At 33.4% G+C, this 19,766-nt stretch carries 21 protein-coding genes; 17 read left to right on the plus strand and 4 right to left on the minus strand.

Going from position 1 to position 19,766, the window contains the following annotated elements; all coding sequences use genetic code 11:
* Positions 1 to 2: 2 nt before the first annotated feature.
* The 4 genes from crcB to QYS47_RS07075 form a co-directional block, all read right to left on the minus strand.
* Positions 3 to 374 carry a fluoride efflux transporter CrcB gene (gene crcB, locus QYS47_RS07060; RefSeq protein WP_322348183.1) on the minus strand — a complete coding sequence of 124 codons (372 nt, stop codon included), beginning with the start codon at positions 372 to 374 and terminating at the stop codon, positions 3 to 5.
* Positions 371 to 1,264 carry a toxin-antitoxin system YwqK family antitoxin gene (locus QYS47_RS07065; RefSeq protein ID WP_308357213.1) on the minus strand — a complete coding sequence of 298 codons (894 nt, stop codon included), beginning with the start codon at positions 1,262 to 1,264 and terminating at the stop codon, positions 371 to 373. Before QYS47_RS07065 ends, crcB begins: the two co-directional genes overlap by 4 nt.
* An 86-nt stretch (positions 1,265 to 1,350) precedes the next feature.
* The gene (htpG, locus tag QYS47_RS07070) at positions 1,351 to 3,237 is read right to left on the minus strand and encodes a molecular chaperone HtpG (protein WP_322348184.1); all 1,887 of its coding nucleotides are present in this window, start codon (positions 3,235 to 3,237) and stop codon (positions 1,351 to 1,353) included.
* A 204-nt stretch (positions 3,238 to 3,441) separates the two neighbouring features.
* The gene (locus QYS47_RS07075; protein WP_308357211.1) at positions 3,442 to 3,924 is read right to left on the minus strand and encodes a DUF4293 domain-containing protein; all 483 of its coding nucleotides are present in this window, start codon (positions 3,922 to 3,924) and stop codon (positions 3,442 to 3,444) included.
* Between the two features lie 218 nt (positions 3,925 to 4,142).
* Here QYS47_RS07075 and QYS47_RS07080 point away from each other — a divergent pair, with 218 nt between their 5' ends.
* The 17 genes from QYS47_RS07080 (at position 4,143) to QYS47_RS07160 (ending at position 19,696) form a co-directional block, all read left to right on the plus strand.
* Positions 4,143 to 4,625 carry a CIA30 family protein gene (locus tag QYS47_RS07080; RefSeq protein ID WP_308357210.1) on the plus strand — a complete coding sequence of 161 codons (483 nt, stop codon included), beginning with the start codon at positions 4,143 to 4,145 and terminating at the stop codon, positions 4,623 to 4,625.
* Between the two features lie 117 nt (positions 4,626 to 4,742).
* Positions 4,743 to 5,006 (plus strand): rhodanese-like domain-containing protein, encoded by a 264-nt coding sequence (locus tag QYS47_RS07085; protein WP_302126842.1) that lies wholly within the window; start codon positions 4,743 to 4,745, stop codon positions 5,004 to 5,006.
* A complete protein-coding gene (locus QYS47_RS07090; protein ID WP_302126840.1) occupies positions 5,003 to 5,317 on the plus strand; it encodes a rhodanese-like domain-containing protein in 315 nt (104 codons plus the stop codon). The genes QYS47_RS07085 and QYS47_RS07090 overlap by 4 nt, the downstream gene beginning before the upstream one ends.
* On the plus strand, positions 5,314 to 5,505 hold the full coding sequence (locus QYS47_RS07095; protein ID WP_302126837.1) for a hypothetical protein: 192 nt from the start codon (positions 5,314 to 5,316) through the stop codon (positions 5,503 to 5,505). Before QYS47_RS07090 ends, QYS47_RS07095 begins: the two co-directional genes overlap by 4 nt.
* A gap of 65 nt (positions 5,506 to 5,570) precedes the next feature.
* Positions 5,571 to 6,167 (plus strand): methyltransferase domain-containing protein, encoded by a 597-nt coding sequence (locus QYS47_RS07100; RefSeq protein ID WP_308357209.1) that lies wholly within the window; start codon positions 5,571 to 5,573, stop codon positions 6,165 to 6,167.
* Between the two features lie 22 nt (positions 6,168 to 6,189).
* Positions 6,190 to 7,563 carry a cytochrome ubiquinol oxidase subunit I gene (locus QYS47_RS07105; protein WP_322348185.1) on the plus strand — a complete coding sequence of 458 codons (1,374 nt, stop codon included), beginning with the start codon at positions 6,190 to 6,192 and terminating at the stop codon, positions 7,561 to 7,563.
* Between the two features lie 40 nt (positions 7,564 to 7,603).
* Positions 7,604 to 8,641 carry a cytochrome d ubiquinol oxidase subunit II gene (gene cydB, locus QYS47_RS07110; RefSeq protein ID WP_322348186.1) on the plus strand — a complete coding sequence of 346 codons (1,038 nt, stop codon included), beginning with the start codon at positions 7,604 to 7,606 and terminating at the stop codon, positions 8,639 to 8,641.
* Positions 8,642 to 8,744: 103 nt separating this feature from the next.
* Positions 8,745 to 11,012 (plus strand): catalase/peroxidase HPI, encoded by a 2,268-nt coding sequence (gene katG / locus QYS47_RS07115; protein ID WP_322348187.1) that lies wholly within the window; start codon positions 8,745 to 8,747, stop codon positions 11,010 to 11,012.
* Positions 11,013 to 11,095: 83 nt separating this feature from the next.
* Positions 11,096 to 11,611: an inosine/xanthosine triphosphatase gene (gene yjjX / locus QYS47_RS07120; RefSeq protein WP_322348188.1), complete on the plus strand. Its 516-nt coding sequence runs from the start codon at positions 11,096 to 11,098 to the stop codon at positions 11,609 to 11,611.
* Positions 11,612 to 11,659: 48 nt separating this feature from the next.
* The gene (locus QYS47_RS07125; RefSeq protein WP_322348189.1) at positions 11,660 to 12,640 is read left to right on the plus strand and encodes a TlpA family protein disulfide reductase; all 981 of its coding nucleotides are present in this window, start codon (positions 11,660 to 11,662) and stop codon (positions 12,638 to 12,640) included.
* A 137-nt stretch (positions 12,641 to 12,777) separates the two neighbouring features.
* The gene (locus QYS47_RS07130; RefSeq protein ID WP_302126820.1) at positions 12,778 to 13,599 is read left to right on the plus strand and encodes a sulfite exporter TauE/SafE family protein; all 822 of its coding nucleotides are present in this window, start codon (positions 12,778 to 12,780) and stop codon (positions 13,597 to 13,599) included.
* A 146-nt stretch (positions 13,600 to 13,745) separates the two neighbouring features.
* Positions 13,746 to 15,083, plus strand: a complete 1,338-nt coding sequence (locus QYS47_RS07135) for an MBL fold metallo-hydrolase (protein WP_302128639.1) — start codon at positions 13,746 to 13,748, stop codon at positions 15,081 to 15,083.
* 210 nt (positions 15,084 to 15,293) lie between these two features.
* Positions 15,294 to 15,896, plus strand: coding sequence for an RNA polymerase sigma factor (locus QYS47_RS07140; RefSeq protein WP_322348190.1), 603 nt, complete (start codon positions 15,294 to 15,296; stop codon positions 15,894 to 15,896).
* Complete coding sequence (locus QYS47_RS07145; protein WP_302126814.1) at positions 15,886 to 16,659, plus strand: anti-sigma factor family protein; 774 nt, start codon at positions 15,886 to 15,888, stop codon at positions 16,657 to 16,659. Before QYS47_RS07140 ends, QYS47_RS07145 begins: the two co-directional genes overlap by 11 nt.
* A gap of 31 nt (positions 16,660 to 16,690) precedes the next feature.
* Positions 16,691 to 17,932 (plus strand): hypothetical protein, encoded by a 1,242-nt coding sequence (locus QYS47_RS07150; RefSeq protein WP_322348191.1) that lies wholly within the window; start codon positions 16,691 to 16,693, stop codon positions 17,930 to 17,932.
* Between the two features lie 90 nt (positions 17,933 to 18,022).
* Positions 18,023 to 18,841, plus strand: coding sequence for a hypothetical protein (locus QYS47_RS07155; RefSeq protein WP_302126807.1), 819 nt, complete (start codon positions 18,023 to 18,025; stop codon positions 18,839 to 18,841).
* 15 nt (positions 18,842 to 18,856) lie between these two features.
* The gene (locus tag QYS47_RS07160; RefSeq protein ID WP_322348192.1) at positions 18,857 to 19,696 is read left to right on the plus strand and encodes a shikimate dehydrogenase family protein; all 840 of its coding nucleotides are present in this window, start codon (positions 18,857 to 18,859) and stop codon (positions 19,694 to 19,696) included.
* Positions 19,697 to 19,766 lie beyond the last annotated feature (70 nt).

Genomic DNA, 19,766 nt, shown 5'->3' on the forward strand with positions numbered 1-19,766 from the left:
ATTCAATTCCATTTAACAACCATAAACCCAAAATAAACTGCTAATAAACCTATTATTATACTTCCAATTCCGTATAAAAGAAACATACCAAATTGACCATTTTGTAGGTAGCTTAAATTTTCAAAAGTAAAGGTTGAAAATGTTGTGTAACCTCCGCAAAAGCCTGCGATAAGTAATAGTTTAAAGTTTAATGATGGGTTTTCTAATTCATAGGCAAGGAAAATCCCTATTAAAAATGAACCTAAAATATTGGCTATTAAAGTACCGAATGGTAAAATTATAGATAAATACTTTTGAGAAATTAAAGCTGTACCATAACGAGCAATACTACCTAATGCTCCACCTAAACCTACTAATAGTAAATTTTTTATCATTTTGAGGCATATTTACGTTTCCATTGATCACGATCATACACTAATTTACCTGCGGAATTCCATTCTTGGTTAATGTAGGGCTCAAAGTTTTTATCGAAAGGATCACGACCGTATTGAATGGTTTTTTTCCTTCTTCTTCTTAAATCATAATATTCAACCCATAAGCCTACTTTTTCATCAAATCTGTACTCACCTTGTACAGCTACTTGACCATTTTCATGAAAGTAAAGATAGGTCCCCTCTTTTTCACCATGTTCAATAGGAATTACTTCTTTTACCCGTTCTCGCTTTTCCTCATCATAATAGGTGATTTTAGAGTCAATAGGCCAACCCTTAAAATAGGTTAATTTATCTAATAAGATCCCGTTATTGTCATAGCGCATCCATCTGCCGTGTTTTAGCCCATTCCAGAACATCCCTTTTTCAATTACTACCTCATCCTTTAATTTTTGGTATGGTCCATGTAAAATTCCAGCAAATTTCGGGTCTGCGTTTTTAGTACTTCTGATTTCTTTTCTTTGAAAATCATACCAATAGAAATCTCGGACATATGGGTCGGGTTCCACAAATTCTTTTTTTAAGTAATTAAAGAGTTCACGAGTTACATTATTTCCATAACCTGAAAGCGTATAGCTCTTTCGAGTTTTCTTATCATAATAGAAGTTTCTTTTTGGTTTTTCTTCTTTCTTTTCTTCTTTGTCTTCTTCCTCTTCTTGTTCCGTGCTTAAGTCTATGGTAACAGGAGCTCCATCTAAAAATTGGAAAGTTTTTTTGATGGTGTCAGCTGGAGTTGGGATAGTATCCTGTGAAGCTTCTTCTTTTTTATCCTGCGCGATTAGTATAGTGGATAATGAGATGAAAAAAATTGATATGAGTAAGAATTTCTTCATATAGCCATTAACGAAAACAGCCCGAAGTTATTGAAAATTCCGGGCTGTCTCTAATAATTATTAATTTTTCAATTACGAATTCCTAATTATTTTTCCATCATTTCAACGCTACGGTTAATAAAGTCAGTCAAGTCTTTACCATTTAACATGTTTTGCGATAATAGCGCTAAATCATAGTTCTGCTTTGCAATATTTTTTTGCTCCTCTTCTTTTTCAGCTTTCAATATTTTGGAAGCCATCTTATGATTTGCATTCACAGTTAAATTATACTGATCTGGCATTCCACCCATGAAAGGCATTCCACCTCCAGTTTGCTGCATATCTTTCATTCTTCTCATAAATTCTGGCATTGTCAGTGATACTGGTAATTCATCAGGCGATAATGCTTCTACTGCAACCGTCATCAATTGATTATTGATGGCTTCTTCAAAAATCTTTTTAAGCTTTTCTTTTTCATCTTCAGAAAGAACGCTTTCTGCTTTTTCATCCTTGTCAATTAACTTGTCTACAATATCAGCATCCACACGCTTGATATTTGTTTTCTCTAGTTTTTGTTCTAATTGATTGATGAAATGGGCATCAATTGGGCTATCTAATAAAACAACATCATAGCCTTTTTTCTGTGCTGAGTTAATGTATGCATGTTGCTTATCAGGATTTGAAGCATAAAGTATAGTCACATTCCCATCTTTATCGGTCTGATTACCAGCAATGCTTTCTTTATATTCATCTAAAGTGAAATATTTATCCTGTTCAATGCTTTGTAATAAGCAGAATTTCTTCGCTTTGTCATAGAATTTGTCATCACTCATCATTCCATACTTCACAAATAAGCCAATGCTTTCCCACTTCTCTTCAAATGATTTTCTATCATTTTTGTAAAGTTCAGCTAATTTATCCGCTACTTTTTTGGTGATGTGATTATTGATTTTCTTTACATTACTATCTGCTTGTAAGTAGCTTCTAGAAACGTTAAGAGGAATGTCAGGAGAGTCGATAACTCCATGCATTAACATCAAGAATTCAGGAACAACATCTTTTACTTCATCAGTAATAAATACTTGACGAGAATATAGCTGAATTTTATTCTTCTGAATATCAAAGTCATTCTTGATTTTAGGGAAGTATAAAACTCCTGTTAAGTTGAACGGATAATCAACATTTAGATGAATCCAGAATAAAGGATCTTCACTGAATGGATATAATTCTTTGTAAAAGTCTTTGTATTCCTGATCCGTTAAGTCTGCAGGTGCTTTTGTCCAGATTGGAGTAGTATTGTTGATTACCTTTGGTTTCTTTACCTTTTTCTCTTTGGCATCATCTCCTTCCCCTTCTTTTACTGTTTCTTCTGTTTCTCCAAATATGATTGGGATTGGTAAGAATTTACAATACTTGGTAAGAATTTCATTGATTCTGTATTCTTCTAAAAACTCTTTTGAATCATCATTAATGTGTAGGATGATTTCAGTCCCTCTTTCTTTCTTGTCACCCTCTTTTAATTCAAATTCAGTACTTCCATCACAAGTCCAATGAGCTGGTTTAGAGTCCTTTTCTCTTGATAAGGATATAATTTCTACTGTATCTGCCACCATAAAAGCAGAATAGAAACCTAAACCGAAGTGACCTATTATTCCAGATCCTTCACCTTTTTCTTTATATTTTTCTACGAATTCGGTGGCACCAGAAAAGGCAATCTGGTTAATATATTTTTTGATTTCTTCACCTGTCATACCGATACCTTTATCGATGACATGCAAAGTCTTTTTCTTTTTATCTATCTTGATTTCGATGCTAAGATCACCTAAATCACCCTCATATTCGCCTAAAGTACCTAGGCTTTTAATTTTTTGAGTAGCATCTACTGCATTTGAAACTAACTCACGTAGGAATACCTCATGATCAGAGTATAAAAACTTCTTTATTATCGGGAAAATATTTTCCGAATGAATCGAAATACTACCTTTCTCTTGCATTTTGTTTACTGTTTTGATTACAAACTCGCAAACCTCAATAGTTATTCCATTTGAATTTTTATGATCATTTGCTGTCAGCTTGTCATAAATTTTGAATTGGAAAATGTCAACTATGAAAAAATAGCATTATTGTTAATTCACAATCAAAAAAAATGCCTCTCTAAATAGAGAAGCATTTTATATATTTTTCTTTATAGCTCCTTATTATCTCAACCTATCCATAGATCTTACAAGCCTTTCATCTTTTCTGATAAAACGAACAGCTAATGAATTGAATACTAGCGCTATGGCTGGGAGAAAAAGCCCGTAATTATAAGCTCCAGCTATACCTGGTAATACATTGCCTTCTGCTTGTGTAGTCCAATATGCAGATAAACCTAAAGCCGTACCGATTAAGATTGAATTCAGAGTTGAGAGCATAATCTGTCTCATTCTATTTTTATACATTCCAATGGCAATGAAAGCAACTAATGAACCTAAAAGTCCTAAAATTCCAGCAACAGCATATGGCATAAATTCTTGTTCTTCTCCTTGTTCTGGAATATTGGAAGTTTCTAATGCAAAAGCAGTAATCGTATAGGTAGCACCGGTTTCAGTATCCACTTTTTGCCATAAAGGTGAAAAAAGGAAAACTAGCATTGCTAACGCAACTATCAGTAAAAATATAGTTTGTATTCTTTGAAGCATCTAAAAATCTGTTTGATTATTTAATTGCAAATATACAGTAAAAAATACTTTAGCAAATGTAACAACACTAAAATAGAACTTAATTCTACATTTGATTTCAATATTTAAACCACCCTAGCTTTTGTTAGTTATGCATTATAAATGACTAACTAATATCATGTATGGTGAAATTATTTTATTTTGTATTAGTATTTTTAGTCCCCTTTCAAATCAGTAAGATGACAATATTTAACTTTAATAAGAATTCTGATTTATCTAATTGGTATGTGGTAGATGATAAAGTTATGGGTGGTGTTTCCGCTGGTTCTATCAGAATTAATGAAGAAGGGTATGCAGTTTTTAAGGGAGATGTTTCCTTAGAGAACAATGGTGGGTTTTCATCTGTCAGATACCGATTTCCTAAAATCGAGTTAACAGATTTTACAAAAGTTAAAATTAAATTGAAAGGTGATGGTAAAAATTACCAGTTCAGAATAAAGGCAAATTCAAATGATTATTATTCTTATACATTTACTTTTCAAACGACAAACAATTGGGATATTATCGATATTCCACTAAGCAGTATGTATCCTGTTTTTAGAGGTAGAAGACTTAATATGCCTAACTTCAATCATTCATCTGTTTCAGAGGTAACCTTTTTGATTGCAAATAAGAGGAATGAAAAATTTGAATTACTAATAGACAGTATTGAGTTGATTTAAATAGAACTTTTCATCTTCTTTTTCTTTATTATATCTTAAATGAATGTAACAACTGTTACTATCCTAATATTTGAATGTGCGTTACTTGCATCATAGTTTTACAAAAATTAGAAATAAATGAAAAATTCAAATATAACAATTATTGACGTAAGGTCAGAAGGAGAATTTGTAATGGGACATGCTCAAGGAGCAATAAATATTCCCTTAAATGAGATAGAAGATAAAGCTGAGGAAATTAGCAGGATCGATGGAGAAATAGTATTATGCTGTGCATCAGGAAATAGAAGTGGAATGGCACAAAGCATTTTACAATCCAAAGGTATAGATTGCCACAACGGAGGTTCATGGTTTGCGGCTGAAAATTATGCAATGGCATTATGAGTTTTTTAAGAAAATTATTCGGTTTAGGTCCTAAAGCTGATTTTAAAACATTAGCTGAAGAAGGGGCTATCATTCTGGATGTTAGAACAAAAGGGGAGTTTAAACAAGGTCATATAAAGAATGCTAAAAACATTCCTGTAGAGACTTTGGCTTCTAATATTTCTCAATTAAGAGATAAAGAAAAAACAATAATCACTTGTTGTGCATCAGGAATGAGGAGTAGCAGAGCTAAAAGTATATTAAAAGCGAATGGTTATGAAAACGTTTTTAACGGTGGTGCGTGGACTTCACTAAATAGAAAATTAATATGATTAAAGCGATTTGGAATACTCCCTGGACTTTTATGCGATGGCTAAGATTGCTTATAGGTATGTATTTATTAGTAACAGCTTATCTGGAATGGGATTTCATGGCATTAATAGTGGGAGGATTATTCACTTTTCTAGCTTTGTTGAATCAAGGATGTGGTAGTGGCAGTTGTGCTGTGCCCAAAAAATAAATAAAAAAAGCCAGTAGTTTTCTGGCTTTTTTATTTTGTAAAAATCGACAAAATAACTAAAATTTATGAAAGAATTTTGGAATGAAAGATATGCTCAGGATACGTTTGTTTACGGAACTGAGCCCAATGAATTTCTCCGTGACAATTTAAAAAAAATGGAAGCAGGTAAGATTATTCTTCCATGCGATGGTGAAGGTAGAAACGCAGTTTTTGCTGCACTTTTAGGTTGGCAAGTGAATGCATTTGATTTTAGCTCATCAGCAAAAGCTAAAGCAAATAAACTTGCAAAAGAGATGAATGTGTCTCCTCATTATGAAACTGCAGATATTCATGAAAAGGAGTATCCGGAAAATTCAGCTAATGTAGTGGCTCTCATTTACGCTCATTTTCCTGAAGAATTAAGAAAGCTTGCTCATCAAAAAGCCATAAAATGGTTGAAGCCTGGAGGGAAAATAATATTGGAAGCTTTTAATCCAGATCAAATCAATAATAATTCTGGAGGACCCAAAAATGTAGAGATGTTATATACAAAAGAAATCCTTAAAGAAGATTTTAAAGATTTAAATATAGAATTGCTGGAAATTACAGAAACACATTTAACAGAAGGAAAATATCATGAAGGAAAAGCTGATATTATCCGCTTAATTGCAACTAAACCTTAACAATAAATAAAAACTATCAATTATGGATACTGAAATCTTAGCAAGAATACAGTTTGCCTTTACAGTGGCCTTCCATTACATCTATCCACCTTTAAGCATTGGATTAGGAGTAATATTAATCATTATGGAAGGGATGTACTTGAAAACAAAAAAAGAGTTATATCATAAAATGACCCGTTTTTGGGTTAAGATTTTTGCTCTCATATTCGGAATTGGAGTAGCTACTGGAATTGTAATGGAGTTTGAATTCGGAACGAATTGGGCAACCTATTCACGCTATGTCGGAGATATATTTGGTTCTGCTTTAGCTGCTGAGGGTTTATTTGCTTTTGCACTAGAATCAGGATTTCTTGGGGTATTGCTTTTTGGATGGAATAGAGTTTCACCCGTTGTTCATTTTATTTCTACTATTGGAGTTGCTTTTGGTTCTATGTTTTCAGCTGTTTGGATAGTGGTAGCCAATAGTTGGCAACAAACCCCTGCTGGTTTTAAAATAGTGGGAGAGGGTTTAAACCAAAAGGCAGAAATTACTGATTTCTGGGCAATGGTATTTAATCCATCATCAGTAGATAGACTTTCTCATGTTATTATAGGAGCCTTTCTTGCCGGAGCGTTTTTAGTACTCTCAGTAAATGCATATTACATTTTAAAAGGAAAATTCCTTGAAATAGCAAAACCAGCTTTTAAAATCGCATTGGTTGTAGCAATGATTTCTTCTTTAGCACAATTATTTACTGGGCATAATTCAGCTGATGGTGTTGCAGAAAATCAACCTGCAAAACTTGCTGCATTTGAAGGTCATTATCCTAAAAGTGAGGTGGCAGATTTATATTTATTCGGTTGGGTAGATCACAAATCTAAAGAAGTTGTAGGCATTAAAATACCAAAAGGTCTAACGTTTCTAATCCATCAGGATTTTACTACCCCAGTCAAAGGTCTCGATGCTTTTCCTGAAGATGAAATTCCTACTCAGGTGAACGCAGTTTTTCAATTTTATCACCTTATGGTAGCTATTGGTATGTTACTAATTGGCTTAAGTTTATTTGCAGGCTTCTTGTGGTGGAGAGGAAAATTATTTCAATTTAGATGGCTTATGTGGGTATTCGTTTGGGCAGTGTTTTTACCCCAGATTGCTAATCAGGTAGGGTGGTTTGCCGCTGAAATGGGAAGACAGCCTTGGGTGGTTTATGGATTATTGAAAACTTCTGATGCCTTATCTCAAGCAGTTACTGCTAATCAGGTTTTATTCTCATTAATTTTATTTTTCTTCGTTTACTTATTGCTCTTTCTATTATTTATATATCTACTTAATAAGAAAATTCAGCACGGACCGTATGATGAGAAAATGGAAGACCAAAGGCCGCATCAAACTGCTAGTGTACCTGATTTCAACTAATCAAATTATCAATCAATCTTAATTTTAATAAGCTAAAAATATGGATACTTTTATCGGACTTGAATATAATATTTGGTGGTTTTTGCTGTTGGGAGCAGTGGTAACGGGTTATGCGATCCTGGATGGTTTTGATATTGGTGTTGGAGCTATTCATCTCTTCTTAGGAAATAGGGAAAATAGAAAAATTGCAATAAATGCAATTGGCCCCGTTTGGGATGGAAATGAAGTTTGGCTTGTAATTACAGGAGGAGTCTTATTTGCAGCTTTTCCTCCTGTTTACGCTACACTTTTTTCAGGTTTATATATCCCGCTGATGTTGTTTTTGGTCATGATTATCTTTAGAGCAGTGTCAATCGAATTCAGAGGGAAAGAACCGATGGTGTGGTGGCAGCAAACTTGGGATATCGCTTTTTCAGTTGCCAGCATTATTATGGCACTTGCTTTAGGTATGGTATTAGGGAATGTACTGCAGGGTCTGCCAATTGATGAAACAGGAGAGTTCACTCATAAAACTGATTTTAATTTTATCAATCCATTTTCTCTATTAACTGGTGTGACCACTTTAGGTTTATTTATGCTTCATGGAGCTCTTTATTTGGGAATGAAAACTGAAGGTAAGCTTTATGACCAATTAGGTTTAATAATAAAAAATAGTACTGTATTTTTTATTTTAGCAGCGTTACTGTTAAGCTTTTACACATTACTATACGTACCCCATTTAACTGATCAAATTAAAGAACAAGAATGGATGTTTTTCTTGCCTGTGGTTCTAGTATTATTAATGGCTAATATTCCTCGTCAGGTAAGCAAAAGGAATTATGGATATGCTTTTATTTCTTCTACTGGAGTGATTTCAGCATTATTAGTAATTGGAGCAGTAGGGCTTTTTCCTTCTATGCTTCATTCTACTATTGACCCTGCTTATAGTTTAACACTTTATAATGCTTCTGCCTCTGAAAAATCATTAGGTATAATGCTTACCATTGCAATGATTGCTGTACCCTTAGTTGCGATATACACAGGCTTTGTTTTCTGGACATTCCGTGGCAAAGTTAAAATTGACGAGCATAGTTATTGATTTTATCTATAACTATATATAGAAAATCGTCTTAATCGATTGTTGGAACACTAATTTTATAGTGTATTTTTGTATAGAATCAAATTTTTTAAACCATAAAGTAATGAAAAGAATAATTCCAATAGTATTATTATTCGTCATGAGCATGTTTACAGCATGTAAAAATGAAGGTGAGAAGACTGCAGAAGCAGATGCTTATTCTGGTGCTACTAAGAAGAGTGAATCTGCAATGAAGGCGAGCCAATTAACTGATTGGTGGCCAAATAGATTAGATTTATCAATTTTAAGGCAAAATTCTGAGTTGTCGGATCCTATGAATAAGGATTTTGATTACAAAGAAGCTTTTCAAAGCTTAGATTACTATGCGTTGAAGCAAGACATTGCTAAAGTACTTAAAGATTCTAAAGATTGGTGGCCTGCAGATTATGGTCATTATGGACCTTTTATGATTCGTATGGCATGGCACAGTGCAGGTACTTACCGAACTGGAGATGGTAGAGGTGGATCAAGATCTGGTCAACAGAGATTTGCTCCTATTAACAGCTGGCCTGATAATGCTAATTTAGATAAGGCAAGAAGATTATTATGGCCTATCAAGCAAAAATATGGTAACAAAATTTCTTGGGCAGATTTAATGATCTTAACAGGTAATGTTGCCCTAGAGGATATGGGATTTGAAACCATCGGGTTTGCTGGTGGTAGAGAAGACGTTTACGAGCCTGAATTAGATGTTTATTGGGGATCTGAAGAGAAATGGTTAAGTGATAAAGAACGTTATTCTGGAGATAGAGAATTGGAAGATCCTCTAGCAGCTGTACAAATGGGGTTAATTTATGTAAACCCAGAAGGACCAAACGGAAATCCTGATCCAGTATTGGCTGCATACGATATCAGACAAACATTTGGAAGAATGGGTATGAATGATGAAGAGACTGTTGCTCTAATTGCAGGAGGTCACACATTAGGAAAAGCCCATGGAGCTGGTCCAGCTGATAATGTGGGTGAAGCACCCGCTGCAGCAGATATGGAGGAGCAAGGTTTCGGATGGAAAAGTTCTTACAAATCAGGTAAAGGTAAAGATGCTATAACTTCAGGTTTAGAAGTAACATGGACTGATACTCCTGCAAAGTGGAGTCATAGCTATTTAACAAGTTTATTTGAAAATGAATGGGAGCTAACTAAGAGCCCGGCAGGCGCTCATCAGTGGGTGGCTAAAGATCCTAAAGTGATGGTGCCCGATGCGCATGACCCAAATAAAAAGCATAAGCCAGCAATGTTTACAACTGACTTATCTTTAAGATATGATTCAGGTTTTGCAAAGATCTCTCGTGAGTTTTTAGAAAACCCTGATTTATTTAATAAAGCGTTTGCTAAAGCTTGGTTTAAATTAACCCATAGAGATATGGGACCTAATTCTACTTATTTAGGACCTGAAGCTCCTGAAGAAGATTTCATCTGGCAAGATCCTGTTCCAGAAGTTAATCATCCTTTAATTAATGCTTCAGATATTGCTAGCTTGAAAAATGATATCCTTAATTCTGGATTAAGTATCAGTGAAATGGTTACTACTGCTTGGGCATCTGCTTCAACTTACAGACATTCAGATAGGAGAGGTGGCGCAAATGGTGCACATATCCAATTAGCACCAATGAAAGATTGGGAAGTTAATAACCCAGAGCAATTACAAAAAGTATTAGGTACTTTAAGAAATATTCAGGGAGAATTTCACAAAACTTCAGGTGCTAAGAAAGTATCTATGGCTGATCTTATTGTATTAGCAGGTGCTGCCGGTATTGAGAAAGCTGCTGCTAATGCTGGATATGATGTTGAAGTACCTTTTACTCCTGGCCGTATGGATGCCAGACAAGAAGATGTTGATGTGGCTTCAATGAATTTATTAGAGCCAATGGCAGATGGATTTAGAAATTATCTAAAAACTAGATACAGTGTTTCTACTGAGGAGTTATTAATTGACAAGGCTCAATTGTTAAGATTAACTCCACCAGAAATGACGGTATTAATTGGAGGTATGAGAACATTAGGAGCTAATTATGATGGTTCAGAGCATGGTGTTTTCACTGACGATAAAACAAAATTAACGAATGATTTCTTTGTGAATCTTTTGAGCATGAGCACTGAGTGGGATGCTACAGATGATACAAAAGAACAGTTCATTGGAAAAGACAGAGAAACTGGAGAGCAAAAATATACAGCAACTAGAGCAGACTTAGTATTCGGTTCACATTCTGAATTAAGAGCTTTAGCTGAGGTGTATGCACAGTCTGATTCAAAAGAGAAATTTGTGAATGACTTTGTCGCATCATGGGACAAAATAATGAAGTTAGATAGATTTGATTTAATCTATCAGTAATCAATTAGTGGTTATTGTTTTTAGAAAAGCCGAGCTGAAAAGTTCGGCTTTTCTTATATTCGGCCATTTTAAAATCAAAATAAATGAAAATAATAATTGCTTCTCAAAATCCAGTAAAAATTGAAGCTACTAAAATAGCTTTCCAAAAAATGATAGATGATGATTTTTCATTTGAAGGTATTAACGTTCCTTCCAATGTAAGAGATCAACCCATGGATCATAAGGAAACATTACTAGGAGCAAAAAATAGAGCTCAAAATGCAAGAGATAATAAGCCTAATGCTGATTATTGGGTAGGCATTGAGGGAGGGATTCATAATGATGAATTCGGTATGCAAGCTTTTGCTTGGATAGTTATCTTATCTAAAACGAAGAATAGTCAAGCGCAAACTGCAGTGTTTTATCTACCTGAACCAATTGCAGAAATGGTAAACAATGGTATTGAATTAGGCGAAGCGGATGATATTTACTTTAAAAGAAGTAATTCAAAGCAAAAAGATGGAGCAGTCGGAATTTTAACCAATGGATTAATAGATAGAACACAATACTATGAACATGCTATAATTATGGCTTTAATTCCATTTCAAAATAAACGGTAATTTTAGTTTGTTTTTAGCTTTTACTCTTTTATTTTTATAAGAAAAACTATGAATTCTTATATAACCTTGTTGTTCTTTTTCATCTCAATTTCGCTTGGATTCTCACAGGAGCAAGTAAATTTGACTATTAGAAGTAATAAGGGGCTATCCAAAGAATATTTGCTAATCCTTCAGAATGAAACTTATGCTTTTAGCCCGGATCAAAAGGAATATGTATTTTCATTAACAGTTTCTGAACCCGAATTTGGAGCGCTTATTACACCAAACAATAGATCATATACATTTTGGTACGATGGGGGTGAGGTTGAAGTGTTTTTTGAACAGAATATTTTTAGTAAAGAATTAATAGTAAGTGGATCAGAAAGTCATAAAATTTTTGAAAAGTTTGATTATAAAGATCCATATCCCAAATTCAAAGAGGTTTTCATTTCAAACTTAAATTCAATAGTTGCCTTAAATTACATAGATCGGTATTACAGATTTATGGATTTCACAAAAGCTCAATTTAAAGAGCTTTATCAGCTTATTCCAATAGCAAGGCGTTCAGAAATACCTAATTTCAATGCATATATAAATAGTTTAGAAAAGAGAAAAATCGAGCTGAAAGCTGAAATTATTGATTTTACTGGGTTTGACAAAGAAGGGAATTCTATTAGCACTAAAGATTTTCGTGGTCAATATCTATTGATAGATATAGCCGCTTCATGGTGTGGACCCTGTTGGAAGGCTTTTCCCTATTTAATTGAAGTGAAGGAAGAATTTAGTGAAGTGCAATTTATTACACTTAATGAAGATAGTGCTATAGATAGATGGACCTCTTTAGCTGAGAAGAATAATTTATCAATAAACTGGCCAGTGATATGGACGATTGAGGGTGATAAAAAAGAGTTGCTACTTCAATATAAGATTCAATCATATCCAACTTATTTATTGGTTGATCCAAAAGGGATTATTGTTGAAAGATGGGAAATTTCTTCTCAAGAAGTACTGAAAGCTAAATTGAAAAAACATATTAATAGAGGTTCTTGAAATAGTATAATCAGTGGATTTAGCTTAGAACCTTTGATTAAATGTGAAGTCGGTTGTTTATTTAATATAGTAACATTTGTTACGCCTGATAGATATTGTACTATCTACTTTTGTCTTAAAATTAACAGATAGACAATATGACATTAATAGAAATAATTGGTTTTTTAAGTGCGGCTATAATTGGCATCTCTTTAGGCTTAATCGGTGGAGGAGGTTCTATCCTTACTGTACCTGTATTAGTTTATTTACTTGGAATTAATCCTGTTACAGCCACTGCCTATTCATTATTCATTGTAGGTTTTAGTTCTTTAGTAGGGGGATTAAATTATGCTAAAAAAGGATTAGTAAATTATAAAACAGGTATAGTATTTACAATTCCAGCTTTCATTTCAGTTTATTTAACGCGTTTACTTCTAGTACCAGCTTTACCAGAATCATGGTTTTACATTGGAGGATTAGAAATCACAAGATCAATTGGGATTATGGTGATTTTTGCGATTTTAATGATTGCAGCATCATACTCTATGATTAAAGGAAAGAAAAAAGTAGCAGAAGAGGCTGAGGAGGAAGCAGGAGAAACCGTTCAAAAATTTAATTACCCATTAATTATTGTAGAAGGAATCGTAGTAGGAGCATTGACAGGTTTAGTTGGTGCAGGTGGAGGATTCTTAATTATTCCTGCACTAGTAGTATTGGCTAAGTTACCAATGAAAGAAGCAGTAGGTACGTCATTATTAATTATTGCTGCTAAATCTTTAATTGGTTTCATTGGTGATATTCAATCTGGTGGAGAAATTGACTGGGTATTTTTAGCAATATTTACAGTAATTGCTGGTTCTGGTATATTTATCGGTTCTTATCTATCGAATTTAATAGATGGTCAAAAACTGAAAAAAGGCTTTGGATGGTTCGTTTTAATCATGGGTTCTGTCATGATTATAAAAGAACTATTCATGTGATTGGATTCTAATGTTGTTTAATAAAAAGAGCTCTTCTGAGCTCTTTTTTTGTTTCATAGATTCTGTAACTACTATGTAACCAATGTTACTATCCTATTATGCTACTTGCCGTAAACAATACTGAATCAAAAAGAAAAATTGAAGATATGAATATTAAGCATTTTTATGATGACGCTTTAGCACAAGGTTCTTTCGCAATAGAAAGTGAAGGGCAAGTAGCTTTAGTAGACCCATCAAGAGATATTCAAGAATATATAGATTTTGCTAATGATCATAATGGTAAAATTGTAGCAGTTTTTGAAACTCATCCTCATGCAGATTTTATCAGTAGCCATTTAGAATTACATAACAAATTCGGTGCTAAAATATACGTGAATGAGAAAGTAGGAGTGAGTTACGATTTTTCACCATTAGGTCATGGAGAAGAAGTTAAAATAGGTAAAGTTACTTTCAGAGCACTATTTACTCCAGGTCACTCTCCAGATCATAATTCATATTTATTATTGGATGAAAATGGTGAACAAAAAGCTGTATTTACTGGTGATTCATTATTTGTAGGAGATGTTGGTCGTCCCGATTTAAGAGAAGGTGCTGGTAACATTCAAGTAAGTAAAAAAGAATTAGCTGGAATGATGTATGATACAGTAAACGATGTGTTTGCTGATCTAGCTGATGATACTATTGTATATCCTGCTCACGGTCCTGGTTCACTTTGCGGTAAAAATATGAGTAGCGATTTAAGTAGTACTATCGCAAAAGAGAAAGAAAATAACTGGGCGTTTCAAATTAAAGAAAAAGATAAGTTTGTAGATGCTTTTTTAGAAGGACAATCCTTCATTCCTAAATACTTCCCTAACAGTGTGGAAGTAAATAGAAAAGGAGCAGCTTCATTAGAAGAAGCCGTTAAAAATGCAGAGGTTAAAGAAGGATTTGAAATTCCGAGTTCAGCTTTAATAATTGATACCAGAGCAAAAGAAGAATTTAAAAAAGGTCATATAAAAGGGGCCATTAATATACAAAATCAGGAGTCTGATAAGTTTGAAACATGGTTAGGTTCAATAGTAGGTCCAGATGAAGATTACTATCTGGTTGCAGATAATAAGGATGATTTAGAATTTGCAATTTACAGAGCAGCTAAGATTGGATATGAAAATAACTTAGTAGCAGGAGTAATTAATCCAAAAGGTGAGGAAGTAACAGATCCGCTTGTAAATGTGGAGGATTTCAAAAACAATCCGGATGCTTACACTATCATAGATATTAGAAATAAATCTGAGGTAGCGGACGGTAAGTTTTTTGAATCAGCTACAAATATTCCTTTACCAGAATTAAGAGAAAAAGCTGCGGATATTGATACCGAAAAGCCAATCATTGTACATTGTGCTGGAGGGTACAGATCAGCAGCAGGATTTAGTATAGTAAAAAGATTATTACCAGAAGCTAAGGTTTATGACTTAAGTGATGCGGTAAACGACTTTAAATAGTGTTTTAGTTTTTTTTGATTGATTAGTGAAAAAAAGGTGGGCTTAGGCTCACCTTTTTTGTTTTATACCTAAATGTTATGCTTAATAATCAACACCTTGATTTAATGTTTTAAAAAAATAAAAATATTTCACATCCTTTAAAACTTTTCAGAGAGCAGCCGCATCCAAGAATTAAATAAGTCATAACTTGAATATATTAAAATGTATGCGGTGCAAAATGAAGATTTAATATCACAAGCCCAAAGTGGAGACACCTATGCGCAAGGCGAAGTGGTGAGAGAATGGTATCCGCGTATTTATAATTATGCTTTTAAATACTTTGGAGAATCCGATTTAGCTGCTGAAGCCGCTCAGCAAACTTTCATTACCATGCATCATAAAATTGGTCAATTGAAAGAATGTAGCAAGTTTAAATCATGGATTTATACAATAGCTACAAATATTTGCAGGCAAGAAAGCAGAAAAGGTAAAAGACACAGATGGTTAAGTTTTGACCAGCTTTTACCTAAAAAGGAAGAGGATACAAGCCCAGTTTGGGAAGTGTCAAAACCCAGAGATCATAATCCAGAACAGACTTATTTAAGAAGTGAATTAGGTGGCATTTTAAATAAATGCTTACAGCAATTAAGTAAAGACCAAAGAGAGGTTTTGATTATGAAAGAATATGAGGGCTTGAAATTTAGAGAAATAGCAGAGGCTTTAAATGTTTCTGAAAATACCGTAAAGTCTAGACTTTATTATGCTTTCTCACACATGAGAAAACTATTAGCAAAAGAGAATATTACAGAAAATACATTAAAATATGAAAACTGAAGATTGGAAAGCGATGATAATGGATTATCTCTATGATGAGCTTGGTCCTAAAGATAAAACAGCTTTTGAAAACGAATTAAGTCAAAACCCAGACTTAAAAGAAGAATTGGAGGCTTTTCAAAGTACTCAAAATATTATGGGGAGCTGGGAGGATGAAAAGGTAAGTGCACCTCCATTTTTTAATGTATACAAAACCGAGCCACCAAAAAATAGTCAAAATGGGTATAAATGGTTTATTTCAATTGCAGCCTCCTTCTTGATTTTAATGTTAGCTGCAAAATTTACAGGACTCGAAATTTCAAGTCAGGATAATGACTTTAGAATAGCATTTAACCAAAATTCAACTGATCAAAATCAATTAAATCAGCAGGAAGTTCAGAAAATGATGGGCCAGGTATTGGCTAATTATGAACAGAAACTGGAAGAAAAGCGAGTGGAAGATAAGCAAGAGCTAAAAAGCTATTTAGCTAAGCAAAGTAATCAGAACAAAGCAATTATTGATAATTACTTAACCTCATTGCAACAAAATAACTTGCAGTTGATGGAAACCTATTGGAAAGAAAGTAACGAACAACAACAAGTATATACTGAGCAACTATTGTCTGATTTTGCTGAATATGTTCAAGAGCAAAGACAGGAAGATATGGATTATTTGTTTGCTAAAATGGAATTGATGGAGTCAGATAAAGATCTATTTAAAATTGAGACCGGTCAAATGATCAATGCTCTGGCAAGTAATCAATCAGCTGAGGAGGCTTATTAAATAAAGAATTAAAAATTTAAATAAAATAGAGATGAAAAGATATAGTTTAATAGTAGCACTATTCCTTATGGGCATGATCAGCTTCGCTCAAGATATTGACAAAGCTAAAATGAATAAGGATTTGAAAGTTGCTCAAACGGTTTTGAATAGCTTGGTAAATGATAATAGATCTGCTAATTGGGGTAATAATAATGAAGAACAAGCTCAGTACATAGAAGATTATGGAGTGATTTTAACGATGCCAAGAAATAGAGCCTTTGCATTTACAATAGCCCCTGAAATGCCACCTATGCCAGATTTCTCTAACGCAATAGCCAGAAGTTTCGAGGTCATCGAAGATATACGAATTGATATTGAAGATGAAGAATTAGATGAAGAAACAAGGGCCGAAATAGAAGCGGAAAGAGCCGAAAGAAGAGCTGAATTAGCGGAAAGGCAAGCTGAATTAGAAAGAAGAGCTGAAATTGCAATGGAGAGAGCTCAAGTGAAAATTTTGCAAATGGACAGCATGAGAAATGAAAAAATTGCTGAAAATAAAGAACAGGTGATTGAATTTTTACTCGATTACGGACAATTGATTAGTCAGCTTAAAGATTCGGATAAAATTTTAGTTATGGAAAAGGGTCAGGATATGAGATTCTACCGCAACGCTCAAGGTGTTGAGGCAGTAAAATCAAATAGATTGTCTATCGAGGCAAAAGTATCTGATCTAAGAGCTTTTCAAAAAGGTAAGATTGACAGAGAGGAGGCGAAAAGTAGAATCGTGATAAATCAGAAAGCAGAAGTAAAACCACTTGCTAAGGATTTAACTTTGCTTCAAACTATTATGAGAAGGTTATATGCTAAAGACTTATCTGATACTTATTATCTTAATTCAAGAATGCCTTATGATCAGATAGAAGGACTTGGAGTGATCTTTTATATGGATATGGTTTCTTCCATCAGATCTGGAAGTGATTTTTGGAATGTACCTACTCAGGATAGGGAAGACTTAATACAAGAAGAGCGAGATGAGCTTATCAAAAGTTTATATCCGCAATTTGAGGAAGAGTTGATAGATAATATTTTAGAATATGGTAAAAATGTCAATAGCTTAGCTGATGATGAGCAATTAATTTTTAAAGTTGGGATAACGAAATGTACAGATTGTGGAATACCTGAAACCTTGGAATTACAAGTAAAGGGGAAAACTTTGAAAGATTTGAAATCTGGAAAGATAAATCAAAATCAAGCTCTAAATGATTTAAAAGTTATTAAAGGAGCATTGCAATAAAACCTTATTCCATTAGTATCTTTGAGCGTGATAGCGTAAGCTGTCAGGCTCTTTTTATTTCTGGCAATTAATCTCATTAATTAATTTTCCATGCAAAAATTAGATATTCTTTATCTAACCGATTTATATTATAAAGCACAAGGTAGAAATTATTACGAAGAGGATCTTTACATAACTTCTCAGTTGAAAGATTATTTTAATATTTTAATAGGACATCCTCAGCAAGCAATTGATCATATTGATAAAGCTGACTTAATCGTTTTTAGAAATACAGGACCTGTTGTTTATTATCAAGAATATTTTGATCATTTTGTAAATAGTATACAAGTTAAAAATAAGCTAACATTCAATTCATTTGATGGAAAGGCAGATATGAAAGGGAAACAGTATCTTTTGGATTTGTATGCTCAAAATTATCCTGTTATTCCTACTGTTGAAAAGATTGAAGATTTAGATCGTCTCCCTGAGTCTGATCAATATATTATCAAACTTAAAAACGGTGCAGATTCTATTGGGATGCAATCTCTCAGAAAGGAGGAGATAGCCAATGAAAATCTTAATGGTAAAATTATTCAGCCCTATATAGATTTTGAATATGAGCTTTCTTTTTATTTCATTAATAATGAATTTCAGTATGCTTTGTATGCTCCTGACAAACATAAAAGATGGGAATTAATGCCTTATGAACCTCAATCTTTAGAGTTGGATTTTGCTAGCAAGTTTATTGAATGGAATAATATGAAATGCGGCATTCAAAGAGTAGATGCATGTAAATTAAAGGATGGAAGTTTATTATTGGTCGAATTGGAGGATTTGAATCCGTACTTATCCATTGATTTGTTAACAGAAGATAAAAAGCATTTCTTTATTGATAATTTCGTTAAAGCATTATCTGCTTTAAAAGCATAATTTAATGAATTAAAAATGTCAGATATAGATTCTTTTTCAGTCAAAATAAATCCTAATACTAAATTTATTTTCTCTACTTCAGGAAGTGCTAATTCCATCCAAAAACATAATTCTGCTTTGCAGAAATTTGGTTTAGATATGGTTTATTTTACTTTTTCTGATCCAATCACTCCAGATCAATATGCTGAATTATTAAAATCACCCATTTCAAGAGGAGGTGCAGTAACTGGAAAGGATGGTCTGAAATCTACAATTATACCTTTTTTGGATGAAGTAGAACCCATTGCAAAAAAAACATTAGCTGTAAATACTATAGTCAATCAAGGGGGTAAATTATTGGGCTATAATACAGATGCCGAGGGTTTAAAAGCAGCTCTTTCTAAAGGAATAAATAATTCTAATCACACCATTAAAACTGCTGTGATTTATGGAAATGGAGGAGTATCTGGAGTGGCTTATCATGTTTTGAAAGAATTAGGGATAAAAGCTGTAATCACAGGAAGAAATCAGGAAAAAGTAAATAGTAAAAAGAGAGATTTGGGAATAGAAGATGATGACTTTAGAGGGCCATATGATCTTTTAGTGGATGCTACCCCTATATCATCGCAAGCTGATTTTTTGAAAGCAGAGGGTTTTAAAGAATTAATCACGCATTGCAAAATGGTATTTAGTCATAATATGCCGGAGAAGGACAATAAAACAAATCATCTCCAAAAGTATTGCCTCGAGCATAATTTGGAGTTTATCCCCGGTAGTGAAATGTATAAAGCTCAGTTAATAAGACAATATAAATTGTTCATAGGAGACATTTCTACCGAGCAAATACTAGAAAATTGGAATCTGGAAGCTAGTTGACTTATTGAAGCATTATTATTTCATAAAGCGGAGTAAATTAGAATTACTATTTTTGTGAGCCATCAAAAAA

The organism is Marivirga arenosa (assembly GCF_030503875.2).
In the GTDB taxonomy this organism is placed as follows: domain Bacteria; phylum Bacteroidota; class Bacteroidia; order Cytophagales; family Cyclobacteriaceae; genus Marivirga; species Marivirga arenosa.

What these genes read in the sequence shown, in the direction of transcription:
- QYS47_RS07100 (WP_308357209.1), top strand. Translation starts at nt 5,571, where the DNA reads ATGAAAGAATTTTGGAATGAAAGATATGCTCAGGATACGTTTGTTTAC.
- katG (WP_322348187.1), top strand. Translation starts at nt 8,745, where the DNA reads ATGAAAAGAATAATTCCAATAGTATTATTATTCGTCATGAGCATGTTT.
- yjjX (WP_322348188.1), top strand. Translation starts at nt 11,096, where the DNA reads ATGAAAATAATAATTGCTTCTCAAAATCCAGTAAAAATTGAAGCTACT.
- QYS47_RS07125 (WP_322348189.1), top strand. Translation starts at nt 11,660, where the DNA reads ATGAATTCTTATATAACCTTGTTGTTCTTTTTCATCTCAATTTCGCTT.
- QYS47_RS07150 (WP_322348191.1), top strand. Translation starts at nt 16,691, where the DNA reads ATGAAAAGATATAGTTTAATAGTAGCACTATTCCTTATGGGCATGATC.
- QYS47_RS07085 (WP_302126842.1), top strand. Translation starts at nt 4,743, where the DNA reads ATGAAAAATTCAAATATAACAATTATTGACGTAAGGTCAGAAGGAGAA.
- cydB (WP_322348186.1), top strand. Translation starts at nt 7,604, where the DNA reads ATGGATACTTTTATCGGACTTGAATATAATATTTGGTGGTTTTTGCTG.
- QYS47_RS07065 (WP_308357213.1), bottom strand. Translation starts at nt 1,264, where the DNA reads ATGAAGAAATTCTTACTCATATCAATTTTTTTCATCTCATTATCCACT.
- QYS47_RS07135 (WP_302128639.1), top strand. Translation starts at nt 13,746, where the DNA reads ATGAATATTAAGCATTTTTATGATGACGCTTTAGCACAAGGTTCTTTC.
- QYS47_RS07075 (WP_308357211.1), bottom strand. Translation starts at nt 3,924, where the DNA reads ATGCTTCAAAGAATACAAACTATATTTTTACTGATAGTTGCGTTAGCA.
- QYS47_RS07080 (WP_308357210.1), top strand. Translation starts at nt 4,143, where the DNA reads ATGACAATATTTAACTTTAATAAGAATTCTGATTTATCTAATTGGTAT.
- QYS47_RS07090 (WP_302126840.1), top strand. Translation starts at nt 5,003, where the DNA reads ATGAGTTTTTTAAGAAAATTATTCGGTTTAGGTCCTAAAGCTGATTTT.
- crcB (WP_322348183.1), bottom strand. Translation starts at nt 374, where the DNA reads ATGATAAAAAATTTACTATTAGTAGGTTTAGGTGGAGCATTAGGTAGT.
- QYS47_RS07130 (WP_302126820.1), top strand. Translation starts at nt 12,778, where the DNA reads ATGACATTAATAGAAATAATTGGTTTTTTAAGTGCGGCTATAATTGGC.
- QYS47_RS07105 (WP_322348185.1), top strand. Translation starts at nt 6,190, where the DNA reads ATGGATACTGAAATCTTAGCAAGAATACAGTTTGCCTTTACAGTGGCC.
- htpG (WP_322348184.1), bottom strand. Translation starts at nt 3,237, where the DNA reads ATGCAAGAGAAAGGTAGTATTTCGATTCATTCGGAAAATATTTTCCCG.
- QYS47_RS07160 (WP_322348192.1), top strand. Translation starts at nt 18,857, where the DNA reads ATGTCAGATATAGATTCTTTTTCAGTCAAAATAAATCCTAATACTAAA.
- QYS47_RS07155 (WP_302126807.1), top strand. Translation starts at nt 18,023, where the DNA reads ATGCAAAAATTAGATATTCTTTATCTAACCGATTTATATTATAAAGCA.
- QYS47_RS07145 (WP_302126814.1), top strand. Translation starts at nt 15,886, where the DNA reads ATGAAAACTGAAGATTGGAAAGCGATGATAATGGATTATCTCTATGAT.
- QYS47_RS07095 (WP_302126837.1), top strand. Translation starts at nt 5,314, where the DNA reads ATGATTAAAGCGATTTGGAATACTCCCTGGACTTTTATGCGATGGCTA.